Source organism: Mycobacterium barrassiae, assembly GCF_025822765.1.
Taxonomy (GTDB): domain Bacteria; phylum Actinomycetota; class Actinomycetes; order Mycobacteriales; family Mycobacteriaceae; genus Mycobacterium; species Mycobacterium barrassiae.
The window spans coordinates 71,668-88,789 of record NZ_JACKUK010000009.1; the positions used below are offsets into that span (position 1 = coordinate 71,668).

The window sequence follows — 17,122 nt, forward strand, 5'->3', positions numbered from 1 at the left end:
CCCGGCGTACGGGATGGCCGAGACGACGGTGGCCGTGTCGTTCTCCGAGTGCGGCGGAGGCATGGTGGTCGACGAGGTCGACGCCGATCTGCTGTCGATCCTGCACCGTACCGGCAACCCGGGGGCATACCCGGCGACTGGTGTCACTGGGCAAGCCCCTCGACGGGCTGGAGGTCCGCATCCTCGACGAGGACGGCAGCGAGATGTCGGCGCGCGGCGTCGGCGTCATCGAAGTCCGCGGCGAGCCGGTGACCCGCGGCTACACCACGGTGGCCGGGTTCATCCCCGCGCAGGACGAACGCGGCTGGTACGACACCGGCGACCTCGGCTATCTCACCGAGACCGGCGACGTCGTCGTGTGTGGCCGGCTCAAAGACGTGATCATCATGGCCGGGCGCAACATCTACCCCACCGACATCGAACGCGCTGCCGGCCGGGTCGACGGGGTGCGGCCGGGCTGCGCCGTCGCGGTGCGCCTCGACGCGGGACTGTCGCGCGAGACGTTCGCCGTCGCCGTCGAGTGCAAGGACTACGCGGACCCCACAGAGGTGCGCCGCGTCGAACGACAGGTTGCCCATGAGGTGTTTGCCGAGGTCGACGTGCGGCCGCGCAATGTCGTGGTGCTCGAGCCCGGGATGATCCCCAAGACCCCGTCGGGCAAGCTACGGCGGGCGTATGCGCTTTCGCTCGTGAACTGACCCATGTTTAGGCACTGCGAATAGCAGGGCACTCCCCCGTGTGGTGTAGAACACAGCCGCCAGTGGACGGAGCCGCCATGACCACGGAAAGCTCGGTCAAACCGACCGACGTCGACAAGGCACTTCTCGGAAGCGCGACGTATCGAAGCCTCGGCGAGCAGAAGCTCTCCCCGCAGGAGGAACGGTTCGAGAAAGGTCGACGCACGATCGGCCTGTTCCTCGCTCCCCTGCTGACCATCGCCTTCCTGGTTCTTCCCCTCGACATCCCACGCGAGCAGCAGGTGCTCGGCGCGGTGTTGCTCGGTGTCATCGCACTGTGGATCAGCGAGGCGATCCCGATTCCCGTCGGCGGTCTGCTCGGGGTCGCCGTCGCCGTCTTCCTTGGCGTGGCTCCGGTCGACGACGTTCTCGGGCCGTTCGGCTCGTCGACGATCTTCACGTTCATCGGGGCGTTCATCCTCGCGCAGGCGATGCTCAAACACGGCCTCGCGCGGCGATCCGCGTTCCGCATCCTGTCGCTTCCCGGGGTCGGCCACTCGACCACCGGCGTGATCCTCGCGTTCGGCGCGATCACCTGCATGCTGTCGGCATTCGTGTCCAACACGGCGACCGTGGCGATGCTGCTGCCGACGGCGATCGGCATCCTCGGCGTCGTCGCCAAGCTGCTGCAGAAGCGGGGTGACGTCGAACCCGACTTCGATCCGCAGCGGCTGCGGGTGGGCTCGACGATCATGTTGATGCTGGCTTACGGCGCCAGCGTCGGTGGTCTGCTGACGCCAGTTGGCAGCCCGCCCAACCTGATTGGCCGCGGACTGATCGAGGAGGCCACCGGCGAGCGCATCAGCTTCGGCCAGTGGATGGTGATGGCGGTCCCCATCTGCCTGGTGATGTTCGCGCTGCTGGCGCTCATCCTGCTGCGGCTGAACAAGCCGGAGATCAAGCGCATCGACGGTGTCGCCCAATACGTCGCGGATGAGCGGGAGAAGTTGGGCTCACTGTCGCGCGCCGAGAAGAACACGCTCATCGCCTTCGGCATCACCGTGACGCTGTGGATTCTGCCCGGCATCGTCGCGCTGATCACCGGCACCGAGTCCAGCGCATACGAATTCGTCAGCGATCGCCTCGACGAGGGTGTGGTCGCGGTGTTCGGCGCGGCGCTGCTGTTCCTCCTGCCGACCGAGTGGAAAGACCGAGAGTTCACCCTGCGCTGGAGCGACGCCGCCGAAATCGACTGGGGCACCATCATTCTCTTCGGTACCGGCATCATCTTCGGGTCGCTGATCTCGTCGACCGGTTTGGCCGAGACCATTGGCACGTCCATCAACGACGCGCTGGGCCTGTCGAGCATCGTGCCGATCACGATCTTCGCGGTGATCCTGGCGATCATCGTGTCGGAGACGACGAGTAACACCGCATCGGCCGCGGTGGTGGTACCGATCGTCATCCCGGTAGCGATGGCCGCGGGTGTCAACCCGTTCGTACCCGCGCTGGCGGCGACGTTCGCGGCGTCGTTCGGGTTCATGCTGCCGGTGTCGACGCCGCAGAACGCGATCGTCTACGGATCGGGCGTCGTGAAGATCACGACGATGATCCGATCGGGCATCACCTTCGACATCGCGGGCGCGATCCTGATCATCATCATGTTGCCGTTGATGGTGGGTCTGCTTGGATTGGGCGGATGACGTCTATCGCGGTGATCCCGGGCGACGGGATAGGACCTGAGGTCATCACATCGGCACGTGCGGTGCTTGACGCCGTCGCTGCCAAGCACGGAATCGAGTTGTCCTACACCGACTTCGACTGGTCGTGCGAGCGGTACACCCGCGACGGGTCGATGATGCCCGCCGACGGTATCGAACAGCTGCGGGGCTTCGACGCGATCCTGCTGGGCGCAGTCGGCTGGCCCGGCGTGCCCGACCACGTCTCGCTGTGGGGACTGCTGATCCCGATCCGGCGCGCGTTCCGTCAGTACGTCAACCTGCGCCCGATCAAGGTGTTCGACGGCGTCGAGAGCCCGCTGCGGGCGCCGGGCACCGTCGACTTCGTGGTGGTGCGGGAGAACGTCGAGGGCGAGTACAGCGAGATCGGCGGGCGGCTCAACCGCGGCTTCCCCGACGAGATGGCCGTCCAGGAATCGGTTTTCACCCGCGTCGGCGTCAGCCGCATCGCGGACTATGCGTTCGAGTTGGCCCGGTCGCGACGCGGATACGTCACGTCGGCGACGAAGTCGAACGGCATCGTACACACGCTGCCGTTCTGGGATGAGGTGGTCGCGGAGCGGGCGACCCACTTCCCCGACGTGCGGATGGACAGCGAGCACATCGACGCGCTGGCCGCCAAGTTCGTACTCCAGCCGCAGCGCTTCGACGTGGTGGTGGGGTCAAACCTGTTCGGCGACATCCTTTCTGACCTCGCCGCGGCGGTCGCGGGGTCGATCGGGATCGCGCCGTCAGGCAACCTGGACCCGACGAAGGAATACCCGTCGATGTTCGAGCCGGTACACGGTTCGGCGCCCGACATCGCGGGCCGCGGTATCGCCAATCCGATCGGTGCGGTGTGGTCGGCGGCGATGATGCTCGAACACCTGGGCCATCCAGCTGCTGCGCGTGAGGTACTGGCGGCGATGGAAGCGACGCTGGCCAAACCCGAAACGCGCACCGGCGATCTCGGCGGGACCGCCTCGACGGCCGAGGTGACGGACGCGCTCGTCGCGCAACTCCGCTAAACCCCTGCGATTTGTGTGCGTTCGAGAGCGCTCACCGCTCCTGAACGCACACAAATCACCAGAGAACGGCGATCGCGGCGGCCGCGAAGGACAGCACGCCCACAGTGACGAACAGTGGACGGGCGACGGCCTCACCTGTCTTCTTCTGTCGGGCGCTGCCCATGCCGAGCAGCCCACCGATCACGATGAGGATGACGAGCTTGACGCCGATCTTCGGGTAGTTCAGCTCGATCCCCGCCGGCCACGGCGCGGCGAGCGCCAATCCGGTGAGCAATGAGAGCAGCACGCCGTAGTCCATGATGCGGGTGAAGCGGAACCGTTTGGCGGCCGCTTCGGCGGCCCACGCCCCGAACGTGACGGCGAATCCGACGATGTGCAGCAGTACAACTACGTGACGTAGTAGTTCCATGGGTCGAGGGTACGACAGAAAACGTCTGGGCAACCAGAGGCTGCCCCGACGTTGGCAAGATCCATCGCCAAGTTGTCACTGGATCAGCGGCGCACGCCGCTGTGAATTTGCTGGGAGCCCGTCGGGTTCAGGGCACCCAGGCGAGGATGTCGCGGATCCCGTCGTTGTAGACGACGCTGTTCGGATCGACACCCACGACGTCGAAGTAGAGCTTGCCGCTCGACGTACCGTTCGGCGGCACCGCGTTGCCCTGAATCGCCGTCGGGATGAACACGTTGGTGATCGCCTGGTACCCCTGGCCGTCCTCCGCGCGGGCATGGAAGCGCGGAAGCACCGGATTGGCCCAGTTTCCAAACGCATTCACCGTCAGCGTCGCTTCCCATAGCCGTCCGGCGACCGGGTAGGGAATCGCATCGGTGCTCGGCTGGAGATCGGTGGCCGTGTAGCCGATCAGCGGGCCGCCGGATGCGACGTCATTGATCGTCTGCTCCACGCCGAACTGTTGAATGCTGTCGGTGGCCGTCGCGATCCCAGCCGTCCCGAGCGCGAGGCCGGCGGCGACCGCGGTGGCGCCGGCCAGTTTTGCTAGTCCCTTGATGCTCAATGTAGTTCCCTCCCACGGCGAATTCGAATATTCAACAGTTACCGCATCAGCCCTGGTCAGAAAGCGAAATGCTAAAAATCGCCACGAGTCCTTGCCCGCAATGCGCATAGGGTTGCCCTGTGTATGTCGACGCGATGACCACGCCGCAGCCGTTGCAGTCGATCGGGGACCTCGCCCGTCGCACACAAGAGGCGGGGTTCGCCGGACTGCTGTTCACCGAGACCGGCCGCACCGCCTATCTCAACGTCGCCGTGGCGTCGCAAGCCGCACCGGGTCTCGACCTGTCGACCGGTGTCGCCGTGGCGTTTCCGCGCAGCCCGTTCGTGACGGCGGCGTCGGCGTGGGAACTGCAGGAGGCGACGGGCGGCAGGTTCCGGCTCGGCCTCGGCACACAGGTGCGCACGCATGTGGTGCGGCGTTACAGCGCAGACTTCGAGCATCCCGGTCCACGGCTGCGCGACTACGTGCTCGCCGTCAAAGCGTGCTTCGCGGCGTTCCGCACCGGGAAGCTCGATCACCACGGCGAGTTCTACAACCTCGACTTCATCAGTCCGCAGTGGAGCGCGGGACCGATCGACGCGCCGGACCCCAAGGTCGACATCGCGGCGGTGAACCCATGGATGCTGCGCATGGCGGGCGAAGTGGCCGACGGAGTGCATGTGCATCCGCTCGGCGAGCCGGGCTACATCTCGCGGCATGTGGTCCCGAAAGTGGCTGAGGGGGCGGCGAAATCGGGCCGCTCGGCGTCGGACATCGCGGTGATCGTGCCGGTGATGACGATCGTCGGCGACACTGACGAGGAACGCGATCGCGAACGCGAGCTCGTCCGGGCCAGCATGAGCTTCTACGGCAGCACACCCAACTACGCGTTCATCTGGGACGAGGCCGGGTTCGAGGGGACGACGGCGCGTATCCGCGAGAAGCAGAAGGCCGGCGACTTCAAGGGCATGGCGGCGCAGATCAGCGACGAGCACATCGCGACGTTCGCGACCGAGTCGACGTGGGACGGCCTGGCCGACGCGCTGGTCGCGAAGTACGACGGCATCGCGTCGCGCGTCGTGCTGTACAACGCGCTGGCCGATCCCGAGCGCATCGAGCGCTACGGCGCGGTGGCGCGCAGCATTTCGACTGCTTGAGCGCGCGGCAACAAGCTCGATAACAAGGTGGTCACTGCCCCGCGCGGGAGCACGGATCGCCGCAACGGCGCTGCTAATTTCGCGGCGTGGCTGGAGATCGGGGACGTCGCGCTCAAGTGTTGATGGCCGTCGTGGGGCTGGTGGCCGCCGCATTGACGATGGTTTCGGCGCCGCAGGCATCGGCATATTCGCGCGAGGGCTTGCCCGTCGAGATGCTCAGCGTGCCGTCACCGTCGATGGGCCGCGACATCAAGGTGCAGTTCCAGGGCGGCGGACCGCATGCGGTGTATCTGCTCGACGGTCTTCGCGCGCAGGACGACTTCAACGGCTGGGACATCAACACCGCGGCGTTCGAGTGGTTCTACGAGTCCGGGGTGTCGGTGGTGATGCCCGTCGGCGGGCAGTCGAGCTTCTACAGCGACTGGTACGCCCCGGCGAAAGGCTTCAACGGGACGTTGACCTACAAGTGGGAGACGTTCCTGACCAACGAGCTGCCGACCTGGTTGATGGCGAACCGGCAGCAGGATCCGCGCGGCAATGCCGTTGTAGGACTGTCGATGTCGGGTGGCGCGGCGTTGACGTTGGCCGCGTGGCATCCGCAGCAGTTCTTCTTCGCCGCGTCGCTGTCGGGTTACCTGAACCCGTCGAAGGGGATGTGGCCGACGCTGATCGGGTTCGCGATGATGGACGCCGGCGGCTACCGGGCGGTCGACATGTGGGGCCCGCCGAACAACCCGGCGTGGCAGCGCAACGACCCGATGCTCAACATCAATCGGCTGGTGGCCAATCGCACGGCGCTGTGGATCTACTGCGGCAACGGCGTGTTGAGCGACCTCGATACGGGCGACGGCGGATTCGGGCAGCAGTTCAGCGCCGGGTACCTCGAGAACATCACGCTGGCCACCAACAAGGAGTTCCAGGAGAAGTACCTGGCCGCGGGCGGACGCAACGCGGTGTTCCACTTCCCGCCGAACGGCACGCACAGCTGGGGGTACTGGGGCGCCCAGCTGCAGCAGATGAAGCCGGACATCCTGCGCATCCTCACGCCTCCGCCGCCTCCGCCCGCGCCGGCTCCCCCGCCCCCTGGAGCGCCGCCGGCTGCCCCGGCAGCACCGCCCGCAGCACCTCAGGTCGCCGCGCCGCGGGTTGCACCAGCGGCACCTCGGGTCGCTGTGCCTGCGGCACCCCGCGCTGCGGTGCCAGCGGCGCCGGCGCCCGTGGCGCCCGGGCTGAACCTGGTCCCGACGGGATAGTTACTACCGTTCGCAATTACTAGCCGGGCTTTGCGTCAAGCCGCTGGTAGTCGGCTATTCAGGCCGCGCACAGCCGCATCATGAAAAGTTGCCGAATTCCGGACGCGGCCCATTGACACCCGTGATAATTAGGCGTATGTCTAATACTGTTAGGCGCATGTCTAATAACTGAATTCATCTCGCGTCCGTCCGGGCACGAGCGAAAGTGCACTCGGCCGCCGCGCCTTCGGCCCTGCGCGAGGACAGCAGAGGTGTCTCATGGTCGATGTCGATTACTGCGTAGTGGGTGCCGGATTCGCCGGGCTCACGGCGGCATTGCGGTTGAAGCAGGCGGGCCACTCGGTGGCACTGCTGGAGGCGCGGGACCGGGTCGGGGGCCGCACGTGGACCGAGACCCGCGACGACGGGGTGTGGATCGACCGCGGCGGCGCCTGGATCGGGCCGGGCCAGGACGCGATCTACGCGCTGATGAAAGAGTTCGGCATCCCGAGTTACAAGCAGCCCACCGAAGGCGACGCGATGATGTTCATCGACGGCAAGAAGTACCGCTACAAGGGCACGATTCCGTTCTCGATGAGCCCGTGGGCGGTGGCCAACATCGGGACGGTGTTCCTCGAGTTGACACAGATGTGCAAGCAGATCGACCCGGAGGCGCCGTGGGATGCGCCGAAGGCGAAGAAGTGGGATCAGACCACCTGGGCGGGATGGCTGGACCGCAACACCCTGTCAAAGCCGGCGCGTGAGTTGCTCGAGGCCTCCGTCGCCGGACTGTATACCTCTGCGGCATCAGAGATTTCGCTGCTGTTTGTGCTGTATCAGATGGCCGCGGCGGGCGGGCCGAGTTTTGTGCTCGGGGTGAAGGACGCCGCCGAAGATGAGCGAGTGGTCGGCGGGATGGGCGCGATTCACCGGGCGATCTCCGACGAACTCGGCGATGCGATCCATCTGTCGCAGCCGGTGCGCAGCATCGCGCAGGATGGCGACGGCGTGGAAGTGCGATCCGATGACATGGTGGTGCGGGCCCGGCGGGCGATCGTGGCGGTGCCGGTTTCCATTGCGAGCCAGATCAATTTCGAACCGATGCTGCCGATGGATCGGTCGTTCCTGCACCAGCGGATGCCGTCGGGGGCGGTGTACAAGATCGCGTTGGTCTACGACGAGCCGTGGTGGCGTGCGGAGGGGTTGTCGGGCCAGTCGTTTGCGCCGGGGTCGATGGCCAATCTGACGATCGACGCCAGCACCGATAATCCATCGCCTGCCGTGCTGTGTGTCATCACCGAAGGGCCAGAGGCGCGAAAGATGACCACCCTCAGTGAGGAGGACCGCAAGCAAGGCGTGATCGATGCGGTGGCCGAGAGGTTTGGCGACAAGGCGCGGGCGCTGACGGACTACGTCGAGCAGAACTGGACCATCGAGCGGTATTCGGGCGGCGGGATGATCGCCCACACGCCGCCGGGTGTACTCACCGAGTTCGGACCGGCATTGCGGGAGCCGTGTGGCCGGATCCACTGGGCAGGAACAGAAAGCTCGGCGGTCATGTACGGCTTCATCGACGGCGCGGTCCGCTCGGGTGAGCGCGCCGCCGCCGAGGTGATGGAGCGCGAGGCGATGACGGTCGCCTGACCCGGACCGGCTACGTCAACCGAGTGCGGACGCAATACCCGTGTGCTCGAAATCGTCTCCCTTCCACAGCAACGGTTCGCGTGTGTCGAGTGCCAGCGCGTAGGAGAGACAATCGCCGGCGTTCAGGCCGGCGGGGTGGCCGCTGCCTTTGCCGAAGTCGACGTAGGCCTGACGAGCCAGACGAGCGTGGTGCTCGGTCACTGGGTCGATCACGAACTCGGCCTCTGCAAGTAGCTCGTCGAGGCTGCGGCTGACGACGGGATCCCGGTGGCTGTCAAGAACAATCGAGCAGCGAGGTCGTCCTTCTCCAGCTTGGCGAGCCGCTCACGCACCGCCGTCGCCACCCCTTGGTCTTGGGATTCGCCGGTGATCGCAGCGATCCGCTTGACCGCCTCATCTTTGATGTTGAGTGCCGGTGAGGCGCTGTGGACGGACCGCGGTCTACGTTGGGGCGATGGCCGCCGACCATCTGCCTGCCGAACGCGAGATCGTCCTCACCGACGAGTTCCGTCACGCGTTGGCGCTGCTGGGCGACGGCAAGCACATGTTCCTCACCGGTAAGGCCGGCACCGGTAAGTCGACGTTGATCCGCACCTTCATGGCGAACACCGACCGCAACGTGGTGGTCGTCGCGCCGACGGGCATCGCCGCCCTCAACGTCAACGGCTACACCATTCACCGACTGTTCGGCTTCCGCACCACAACCACCGTCGACGACGTCAACGGTGGCGACTACCGGCCCGGCCGCTTCACCAAGACTCTGTCTTCGCTGCAAACGTTGATCATCGACGAGGCGTCCATGGTCCGCGCCGACATGTTCGACATGATCGCCGGTGCGCTGGAGCGGTTCGGTCCCGCGCCCGGCTCGCCGTTCGGAGGCGTGCAGATCGTGTTGGTCGGCGACCTCTACCAGCTGCCACCGGTGATCCGCGACGGCGAAGCAGCTTACTTCTCAACGGTCTACCCGACTCCGTACTTCTTCTCCGCCCGCAAGTTCAGCCGGGACGACTTTCCCACCGTGTCCCTGACAACGGTGTTCCGACAGCTCGGCGATGACCGGATGACGGCCATCCTCAACGAGATTCGTGAAGGCGTGCTGCTCGGCCACGCTCAGGAGCAACTCAATGCCCGCGCGAATCGGGACTTTGTGCCTCCGGACGACGAATTCTGGTTGACGCTGGCGCCGACCAATCGACTGGTGACAGCGCGCAACCGCCAGCAGCTGGAACGGCTCCCAGGCGACGAGCTGTTGCACAGGGCAAGGGAATCGGGCGACTTGTCCCTCTTCGACAAGCCGATCGAGGACGAACTCCGGTTCAAGGTCGGCGCCCAGGTGATGATGCTCAACAACGATCAGGGTGACCGGTGGGTCAACGGCTCGATCGGACGCGTCATCGGCGTGGATTACGACCGCTACGGCGCGGTCGTCGAAGTCGAATTCGCCGACGGGTCATGTGCCGACGTCGCCCCCTTTACGTGGGAGGCCACTCGACCGGTGGTCGAGGGTGGTTCGTTGCGGCACGAAGTGATCGGGACATTCACACAGCTGCCGTTCAAGCTGGCGTGGGCGATCACGATCCACAAGAGCCAGGGTCAGACACTGGACCGGCTGGTCGTGGACCTCTCCGGCGGCATGTTCTCGACGGGTCAGCTCTACGTGGCGCTGAGCCGGTGCACCTCGCTGGCAGGTCTGGTATTGAAACGCCCTGTCCTGCCGAAGGATCTGAAGACGGACCGGCGCATCGCACGCTTTCTGCGCGACTCGGCCGGGGACGCCGGGTCGCGCCGATATTGCGCGATCGGCATGCTGACTGTCGGCGACGAGGGCCGGATGTCGCGCCCCCGGCCGGTCGAGTTGGCGGTCGCGTTCGATGACGGCACCGGACTGTCGACCTTGATCAACCCGCAGCGCGACCTCGCGGACGCACGGAATACATACGGGATCAGTGTGTCTGACGTACTTCTGGCGCCGACGCTGCGCGAAGCGTGGGCAGTGATCGCACCGATGCTCGCCGGCTGCACACCGGTGGGCGTCGGAGTCGACGAATCGCTGGGGCTGATCGACTTCGAGCTCAAGCGACTGGGATACGTGACGGCGATGCCGCTCGGCGTCGAGCTCGGACGGGTGCCGGTGACGGGCCGTACGGCCTTGGAACGGGCACAGTCAGCCCTGAGGGCGCACACCTCGGTCGACGCCCAGGGTGGCTCGTCGGCGTTCGAGGAACCTGAACCGGCGGAAGCGGTTTCAGGCCTCCTGGTCAGCCGCGATCACTCCGTGAAAACACCGTCGGCCCATCACCTGCCGGCGCTGTCGGCGTTGCTTCGCATCAGCCGTGACGTCGGAGGGGTGCTACTGGGTGGGCTGTCCGCCAACGAGCTCGATGGACGTGACGAGACGACGTGGGATGCTGCGGCTCGACAGTCGGTCGCAGACCAACTCCGGGCGGCGGCGACGCGAACCCTGTTACCCGATGAGGTGGTGGCACGGCTGCACGACGCTTCGGTTCTGCTCGGGGTCGACGTGGCGACCGGGGTGGCAACGGTGGCGCGTCACGACATCGCCACGACGTTGGTGCCGGGTGCTCGGATTTGCTTCACAGGAACGGCTTTAGACGCGGCCGGACAAATCGTTGAACGTGACGAGATGGAGCGGTTGGCCGCATCAGCCGGTCTCACACCGGTGCGGTCAGTGACGAAGACACGCTGCGAGGTGTTGGTCACCGCAGAAGCAGGCACGCAGTCGGGGAAGGCCCGAAAGGCGCAGGAATACGGCAAAGCGGTGTTCACCGCCGAAGAGTTCTTCACCTGGCTGGCGGGCAGGTAACCTATCCTGTTTCGATTGTTTCAATTGAGGCGTAGGCTTGAAGCATGACCGCTGCTGTCGTCCCCCTTGCCAATCAGGTGGCCGCCCGTGCGCAGAAGGACTCGCGATTCGCTCGGGTGCTCGATGCGCTGCTCACGGCGCCGACGGCTCCGCAGGGCACCCTCGAGAAAACGGCGGCACGCAGGCTGAGCGACCAGCGCCGCGCCGCCCTGGTCGAGGACTTCGTCGCCGGGGCGATGCGGACGTCGGAGGTACAGAAGCTGTTGAAGCTGCGCACGCCGCAGGCGGTACATCGGCTGCGCAGCCGCGGCAAATTGATCGGCACTGCGGTCGGCAACCAGACATGGTTTCCTGCTTGGCAATTCGATGGTGGTCGACTGCGCGAAGACCTGCCGCGGATACTCGAGCTGCTGGGGCGTTTCACCGCCGACCCGCTCGCGGCGGACCGGATCATGCGGCTCAAACATGAGGAACTCGGCAACACGTCGATCGCCGAGGCCCTGCGCAAACCCAAGACCGCCGAGAGCGCGTGGCGGATGCTGAACTCGCTCGGTGCCTGAGCTCCCCGCGGGCTACCTCGGCCCGTTCCCCGAAGACAGGCCCGTCGGCCTGCGGCGGCGGTCGATACCGGCCGGCACCGAGATGTGGCGGGCAGACGCGACGCCACCCTCGAAATGGGACTGGGCCGGATTTCCCGAACCGCGCTATCGCTTCGACCCGGCGTCGGGCGCGTTCCGTACCCGCTACGCCGGAGCGACGCTCGTCGGCGCGTTGCGAGAGCGGTACCGGTCGACGGGCCTCGTCATCCCCGCTGATCATCGAACGCATCATCTGGTGCGGCTGGTGGCGTCGTGCAATCTGCGGGTGCTCGACCTGCGTACCGAGAAGAACCTCGACGTGCTGCAGATCGACGATCAGATCAGCACCGGGCAGCACCCGGATATCTGGGCGACCTGTCATCGGCTGGCGGACGCCGTGAGGCGCTGGTGGGCCGATGTCGACGCGATCGTCTACCGGTCCCGCACGACGCCGGAGTCGTCGCTGAACTATGCGTTCTTCGGGGTCGACGGATTCACCGTCGAGAGTTGGCGTCTCGGTAGGCGCAGCGATGTACTGACGGAACTCGTCCTGCACCAAGGTTTTACGGTCAACTGGGATCTCGGCTAGTCACTCGGGGAGCAACTTGGTGCTGCCTGCGACTGGAAGCGTCGTACTAACCTTCTTCGCGAGGCAATTTTCGCGGTCGAAGCCTTGCTCGACGCACCACCCGAGCACGTCGTAGAAGTCGTAGGACCAGAGGCCGACGACGGTTACCCAAAAGTTGCCGCTGTCGAAGGTCGACCAGTCCCCCGACCACAACAGCTTGACGTCCGGATACATGTTCCTCAGCCGTTGGTGCTCGGCCAAGATCGCTTGGTTGTCCCAGGTGATGCCTTTCGCCACCAAACCCACCTTCTTGGAACTGATTTGCGGTATCCACTTGTCGGCAAGCACAGCAGCGACATACGGTCGATCATCTCGCGCCATCGCTTGCAACCGCGCCAGGCTCTGCTGCTCCAAGTTAGGAGTGGGCGTCACGGTGACGGTGCGCGTCGGCGACGATGGCCGTGCAACAGTTGTTTTCGGATCAGGATCCGTCGCACCCACTACGAACTCGATGCCGGACCGAGCCTCCTCTTCCGTGTAGCCCATCTGCCGTTGGCCAACCTGTACCCGGTAGAACTGCGAACCCGCGGGCACTTCACTCACCTTGAACGTCATCAAGCAACCGTCGTCGCTGGTTTTGCTCCCTTGGATCGATCCCTTCGCGAGCAATTTCCCAGCCTCGTCTTCGACGAGTATCGGCGTGTTAGGCCCAATGTCACCGAAATCCCCTGCCCCAGCGCACTTATAGTCTGCGGGTAGCCCCTTTGTCTTCAACGGGTCGCCAGCAAGCACGACCTGCCCAGTGATCGTGAACGGTTCGGTGGGGCGAGTTTCGTCGCCAGGTTGCAGCGCGAAGTAGCCGACTACAGCGATGGCCACCAACACGGCCGTAGCAGCCAGCGCAATACCCACCCGCTTGTGCCTGGCGTTGGCCGGCTTCGCTAATGGTTCAGTCATCAAAGGCATCTGGACCGGTGATGGGTAACCTGCTGGCACCGCAGGAGCCACCATCGTCTCGACGACGTTCGGGCTCAGTACCGTGGCAGCTTCGGGTTCTGCCCCCTGTTCGAGTGCACGGGCGAACTCCATGCACGTCGCATACCGATCGTTCGGATTCTTGGACAAGGCGCGCGTGAGCGCCTCATCAAACCGGCGCAGGTCCGGGCGGGTAACGCCGATCCTCGGCGGCTCCGAGTTGAGATGCTTGCCGATAACCACCGCAGGATTTGAGTGCTGGAATAGGTGCTCGCCCGTCAGCAAGTGATACGCAGTCGCCGCCAACGAGTATTGATCGGCTCTACCGTCGAGGTCGAGCCCCATCAGCTGCTCTGGCGACGCGTACGCGGCCGTGCCGACAGTCATGTTGGTAGCAGTTAAGGCCCCGCTGCCTGTGTCAGAGAGATCACGTGCAACGCCGAAGTCGGCCAACAACACTCGCCGATCAGCCTGGTTGAGGTCGGCGACCAACAAGTTGGCAGGTTTGATGTCGCGGTGCAGCAGATTCATGCCGTGTGCATAGTCGAGTGCTGACGCAGCCGCCCTGACGATGTCGAGCACCATTTCCGGCGGCATCCCGTCTGGATACTCCTCCAGCAGACGGCCAGCGTCGATGCCGTCCACGAAGTCCATCGAGATCCACAGCCGGCCCCTGTACTTACCGCGGTCGTGGATACCGACAATGTGCGGATGCCAGAGCTTTGATGCAAGGTCGGCTTCCCGATTGAACCGCTCCATGTAATCGGGGTCCGACGAGATATCCGACCGCAATACCTTGATCGCGTCGTGCCTGGGTAAGCGAGGGTGCCGGGCGAGGTAGACCTCGCCCATTCCTCCAGCCCCAAGCTGCCGCTCTATCGTGTAGCCAGCAAACTTCGAACCGTTCGCTAACATGTCGAGATGGTACCCAGAAAGGGTTCAGCAATAACCCCTGTTCGCGAGAGGGCCCATCGACTCCATCGAACGATGCAGCGTTCGTCTAGGCCAAATCTGTCACCTTGCAGGCGTGACGGTCACTCGTCCGAGTAGTCGAAACTCAGCCACCGCTGCGGCCGCATCCGGATGACGATCGACGTCTGCCCCAGGTTTTCATCGGTGAACTGGTTGCCCGCCTCCTCGCCGAGGTAGCGGATCGCGACCTGGCGCACCTCGGCGTCCGTCGCGGGGCTGATGTCGGTGACGTCGCCCTCCGCGGTCACGTACCGATACGGCGGCGTCTCGTCCTGCGCGGTGATCGAGAACCGGCCGGCATCGCGAATCAGCCGATGCTTGAGGGTCCCCGACTCCGTCCACAACAGCACCTCGCCTCCCGGCTCGTAGCCGTACCAGATGGGGACGCTGAACGGGGCGCGGTCCGGTCGCTCGACCGCGATCACGCCGACGTGGACGTCGGACAGGAACTTTTCGCGCTCTTCGGTGGTCATCTTGCCCATGCAGGGCGCAACCGTGCCCCGACGGATCGCATTCCCCGCGTCAGTGCAGCGAGACAAGGTCGTGCACGGAGTCATGCGGCAGGTCGCCATCGACCACCGCTGTCACCTCCATGTTCTTCAGCGTGATCGCGCCCTTGTGATTGTCGAGAAATGCGGTATCGGCGGCGTCGCGTCCGGTCGCGATCCGCACCATGGACTGCCGCGGCGCCAGACACGTCGCATCCACCACACGCCACACCCCGTCGACGTACGCCTCGGCGACCGCGTGGAAGTCCATCGGCTCACACCCCGGCGCGTAGACCGCGACCAGACGCGCGGGCACGTTCACCGCGCGCAGCAGCGCGACCACCAGGTGTGCGTAGTCGCGGCACACGCCCTCACCGGCGAGCACAGTGTCCGCCGCCCCGTCGATCGGATCGCTCGATCCCGGCACGTAACTCAGCCGGGTGCCCACCCACGACGACACCTTCTCCAGCAGCGTCTCCGACTCGACGTACTGCTCGAATTCCGTTGCGGCGAAACCGAAGAACTTGTCAGCCTCGGCATAGCGGCTCGGGCGCAGATACGTGATCAAATCGATGTCGCGCACCGGCGCAGGCTCGGCCTGCCCTAGAACCGTCGCCGCATAGGACGCAGTGACAGTGCCCTCGGGCGCCGCGAAGCGATGAATCCGTGTGCCGTGCTCGCCGATGATCTCGTCCGGGGTGATGCGCTTGCCGTTGCAGGTGAACGTGAGCGACTCCGTCACCTGCGCGCCCGGGTGATCGGCGACGGCGATCTGAAACTCGAGCGTGGTCGGCGACGTGACCTCCACCTCGAGCTCCGCGCCGACGTCTCGCTTCAGCCCTGTGGTCGGCATGTCATCCACCGTCTTCGATCGTCGCCAAAGAGCCATCGCACACCGCTTCCGTAGATAGTCAGAATGATCACCGACGGCAGTCTGCTGAACCGTGCACGCGTATCGGAGTCAACCCTAGCGGTGTCAATGAGATTCGGCAGGTCGGCGCGATCACCCGACACCGCGACCGGTCTGCTGCTGCAACTCGTCGATGATCTCCGACGCCTGCGCCTTGGTCAGGTCGTCCGGCACCTCTCGGCCGGCCTCCTGCGCAAGGGTGTTGAGGTAACTGCGCTGTGGTCCGGTCATCGGCTCGTCGCCGGTCACCCAGTCGTCACGGTCCTTCTCGGCATTCTCGGCAGGTGCGTTGCTCATGCCGCCGGGATAACCGTCGCACGCACGTTCGAAACATTGGTTGCTACACGAAGCTGGCGGACTCCTTCTCGACGCGCCGCCACGCCGCCATAAGCACCGCGGTGACGACGCCGATCATCAGCCACATCAACGCCTGGTTCAGCGTCGTGTAGACCCGGAAGTCAGCCAGCACCTCTGCGGGGAAGCCGTCGAGCAGCAGTCCGTCGGGCCCGGCGATCGGCGCGGGGACCTCGTAGAAGCTCGGCAGCACGGTCGCCACGCCCAGCATCACCGCGGCATAACCGCCGGCCGCAAACGCCGACGCCCGCCAGGCACCCCACTGCCGTGCCAACGCCAGCCCGGCCGCCACCGCGATGCAGGCCGCCACAACGGAGAGCGCCGTCATCGTCAGGAACGTCGAACTGCGCACCCCCGTAGTCTCATCCAGTCCGACCGTCGGTGGGTTCGCCGGATACTTCAGCGAAGGCACGAAGGCGATCGCCACAAACATGCCCGCCGACAGCAGTAGCGCCAGTCCGGTGGGATCGGGCGCAAACCCCCGTCGTTCCAACGCCGTTCGCATCACGGTGTGGGCCACCGCGAACAGCACACCCATCACGATGCCGAACACAACGATGCCGACCGCGGCGCCGACGTTCTCTTGCACCGCCCGGGCGAACAACTCATGCCCATGCCCGTGCTCGCCGGTCAACTCCGACTCAACAAGTTCGCGCTGCCCCTCGTAGTCCACGGCGATGCCGATCAACGGCTCGATCATCACTCGACTGAACGCGAACGCCGCCAGGCTGGCGACCGCTCCGGGCACCAGATAGCGGACGGCGGAGGGTATTTCCCCACTTAGTGGCATGGGAACCCCAGCAGGTGACGGGCGTCGTGCAGGAACTCGTGGACGTGGGTGTCGTTGCCGAACACCGACACCGCGCCCTGGTCGTAGCCGACGAAGTAGTAGGCGATCAGCGCGAGCATCGTGATCGCGGTCAGCCGGGCCGCGATCGCGAGTGCTGGTGCGGCGGTTCGAACGTTGATGCGCGGGGCCGCAGCGGCTTTGGCGTTGCTCATGGG

17 protein-coding genes and 3 pseudogenes are annotated in these 17,122 nt (G+C 65.4%); 10 read left to right on the forward strand and 10 right to left on the reverse strand.

Features of this window, described 5'->3' with window-relative positions; translation table 11 throughout:
- Positions 1-80 precede the first annotated feature (80 nt).
- The 4 genes and pseudogenes from H7J93_RS29360 to H7J93_RS01125 form a co-directional block, all read left to right on the forward strand.
- Positions 81-203: pseudogene (locus tag H7J93_RS29360) on the forward strand (hypothetical protein); the annotation flags it as partial.
- On the forward strand, positions 204-698 hold the full coding sequence (locus H7J93_RS29235) for a hypothetical protein (protein WP_372507760.1): 495 nt from the start codon (positions 204-206) through the stop codon (positions 696-698).
- Between the two features lie 77 nt (positions 699-775).
- Positions 776-2,380 (forward strand): SLC13 family permease, encoded by a 1,605-nt coding sequence (locus H7J93_RS01120; RefSeq protein ID WP_267304452.1) that lies wholly within the window; start codon positions 776-778, stop codon positions 2,378-2,380.
- The gene (locus H7J93_RS01125; protein ID WP_267304453.1) at positions 2,377-3,423 is read left to right on the forward strand and encodes a tartrate dehydrogenase; all 1,047 of its coding nucleotides are present in this window, start codon (positions 2,377-2,379) and stop codon (positions 3,421-3,423) included. Before H7J93_RS01120 ends, H7J93_RS01125 begins: the two co-directional genes overlap by 4 nt.
- 55 nt (positions 3,424-3,478) lie before the next feature.
- Here the strand turns inward: H7J93_RS01125 and H7J93_RS01130 are convergent, their stop codons facing one another.
- Positions 3,479-3,832: a Fe-S protein gene (locus tag H7J93_RS01130; protein ID WP_267304454.1), complete on the reverse strand. Its 354-nt coding sequence runs from the start codon at positions 3,830-3,832 to the stop codon at positions 3,479-3,481.
- Positions 3,833-3,959: 127 nt separating this feature from the next.
- On the reverse strand, positions 3,960-4,544 hold the full coding sequence (locus tag H7J93_RS01135; RefSeq protein ID WP_267304455.1) for a DUF1942 domain-containing protein: 585 nt from the start codon (positions 4,542-4,544) through the stop codon (positions 3,960-3,962).
- Between the two features lie 11 nt (positions 4,545-4,555).
- Between H7J93_RS01135 and H7J93_RS01140 the strand changes: the two genes are divergently transcribed.
- The 3 genes from H7J93_RS01140 (at position 4,556) to H7J93_RS01150 (ending at position 8,448) form a co-directional block, all read left to right on the forward strand.
- Positions 4,556-5,572: a TIGR03617 family F420-dependent LLM class oxidoreductase gene (locus tag H7J93_RS01140; RefSeq protein WP_267304456.1), complete on the forward strand. Its 1,017-nt coding sequence runs from the start codon at positions 4,556-4,558 to the stop codon at positions 5,570-5,572.
- A gap of 122 nt (positions 5,573-5,694) precedes the next feature.
- On the forward strand, positions 5,695-6,825 hold the full coding sequence (locus H7J93_RS01145; RefSeq protein ID WP_267304679.1) for an esterase family protein: 1,131 nt from the start codon (positions 5,695-5,697) through the stop codon (positions 6,823-6,825).
- 258 nt (positions 6,826-7,083) lie between these two features.
- Positions 7,084-8,448, forward strand: coding sequence for a flavin monoamine oxidase family protein (locus H7J93_RS01150; protein ID WP_267304457.1), 1,365 nt, complete (start codon positions 7,084-7,086; stop codon positions 8,446-8,448).
- A 15-nt stretch (positions 8,449-8,463) separates the two neighbouring features.
- Here H7J93_RS01150 and H7J93_RS01155 read toward each other — a convergent pair.
- Positions 8,464-8,739: pseudogene (locus tag H7J93_RS01155) on the reverse strand (type II toxin-antitoxin system VapC family toxin); the annotation flags it as partial.
- Positions 8,730-8,852: pseudogene (locus H7J93_RS01160) on the reverse strand (type II toxin-antitoxin system VapB family antitoxin); the annotation flags it as partial. The pseudogenes H7J93_RS01155 and H7J93_RS01160, both read right to left, overlap by 10 nt.
- Before the next feature lie 50 nt (positions 8,853-8,902).
- Here H7J93_RS01160 and H7J93_RS01165 point away from each other — a divergent pair.
- The 3 genes from H7J93_RS01165 to H7J93_RS01175 are packed head-to-tail and all read left to right on the forward strand — an operon-like array spanning position 8,903 to position 12,439.
- On the forward strand, positions 8,903-11,272 hold the full coding sequence (locus H7J93_RS01165) for an AAA family ATPase (RefSeq protein WP_267304458.1): 2,370 nt from the start codon (positions 8,903-8,905) through the stop codon (positions 11,270-11,272).
- Positions 11,273-11,316: 44 nt separating this feature from the next.
- Complete coding sequence (locus H7J93_RS01170) at positions 11,317-11,832, forward strand: hypothetical protein (protein WP_267304459.1); 516 nt, start codon at positions 11,317-11,319, stop codon at positions 11,830-11,832.
- The gene (locus tag H7J93_RS01175) at positions 11,825-12,439 is read left to right on the forward strand and encodes an RES family NAD+ phosphorylase (protein ID WP_267304460.1); all 615 of its coding nucleotides are present in this window, start codon (positions 11,825-11,827) and stop codon (positions 12,437-12,439) included. Before H7J93_RS01170 ends, H7J93_RS01175 begins: the two co-directional genes overlap by 8 nt.
- On the opposite strand, the gene H7J93_RS29365 is transcribed toward H7J93_RS01175, so the two are convergent.
- From H7J93_RS29365 to H7J93_RS01205, 6 genes are all read right to left on the reverse strand, one after another.
- A complete protein-coding gene (locus H7J93_RS29365) occupies positions 12,440-14,308 on the reverse strand; it encodes a serine/threonine protein kinase (RefSeq protein WP_372507751.1) in 1,869 nt (622 codons plus the stop codon).
- A 119-nt stretch (positions 14,309-14,427) separates the two neighbouring features.
- A complete protein-coding gene (locus H7J93_RS01185; protein ID WP_267304461.1) occupies positions 14,428-14,847 on the reverse strand; it encodes a pyridoxamine 5'-phosphate oxidase family protein in 420 nt (139 codons plus the stop codon).
- 40 nt (positions 14,848-14,887) lie between these two features.
- The gene (locus H7J93_RS01190) at positions 14,888-15,706 is read right to left on the reverse strand and encodes a transglutaminase-like domain-containing protein (protein WP_267304462.1); all 819 of its coding nucleotides are present in this window, start codon (positions 15,704-15,706) and stop codon (positions 14,888-14,890) included.
- A gap of 150 nt (positions 15,707-15,856) precedes the next feature.
- Positions 15,857-16,060 (reverse strand): DUF3072 domain-containing protein, encoded by a 204-nt coding sequence (locus H7J93_RS01195; protein ID WP_083157014.1) that lies wholly within the window; start codon positions 16,058-16,060, stop codon positions 15,857-15,859.
- A 43-nt stretch (positions 16,061-16,103) separates the two neighbouring features.
- Positions 16,104-16,907: a CbtA family protein gene (locus H7J93_RS01200; RefSeq protein ID WP_267304463.1), complete on the reverse strand. Its 804-nt coding sequence runs from the start codon at positions 16,905-16,907 to the stop codon at positions 16,104-16,106.
- On the reverse strand, positions 16,898-17,119 hold the full coding sequence (locus H7J93_RS01205) for a CbtB domain-containing protein (RefSeq protein WP_267304464.1): 222 nt from the start codon (positions 17,117-17,119) through the stop codon (positions 16,898-16,900). Before H7J93_RS01205 ends, H7J93_RS01200 begins: the two co-directional genes overlap by 10 nt.
- Between the last annotated feature and the right edge of the window lie 3 nt (positions 17,120-17,122).